1 protein-coding gene is annotated in these 430 nt (G+C 61.2%); it reads left to right on the top strand.

Annotated features, from left to right (window positions below):
• Positions 1-430: cytosine permease (locus EN914_RS38100; protein WP_206527367.1), on the top strand; the 430-nt coding region annotated here is incomplete at both ends.

Raw genomic sequence — 430 nt, 5'->3', positions numbered from 1 at the left:
GGCATCAACGTCGTGGCGAACTTCGTCTCGCCGGCCTTCGACTTCTCCAATGTCTTTCCCAGGCAGATCGACTTCAAGAAGGGCGGCTATATCGCGGCCGTGATCGCCCTGCTGCTCTATCCCTTCGCGCCATGGGAAGGCAGTGCGGCTTCCTTCGTCAACATCATCGGCGCGACGATGGGGCCGATCTTCGGGGTGATGATGGTCGACTACTACCTGATCCGGAAGGGTGAGGTCGACGTCGAGGCGCTTTATCGCGAAGATGGCGAATTCCGCTTCCAGGGCGGCTGGCACGTCAACGCCTTCATCGCCGCCGGCATCGGCGCCATCTTCTCGTCGATCCTGCCCAACTTCACCAACTGGCTGCCGTCCTGGTGGGGTGTCTATGGCTGGTTCTTCGGCGTGGCGATCGCCGGCATCATCTACTACG

Origin of the sequence: Mesorhizobium sp. M7A.F.Ca.CA.001.08.2.1, from assembly GCF_003998455.1 — a bacterium.
GTDB lineage: Bacteria > Pseudomonadota > Alphaproteobacteria > Rhizobiales > Rhizobiaceae > Mesorhizobium > Mesorhizobium ciceri.
This window is presented reverse-complemented; position numbering and strand designations above follow the sequence as displayed.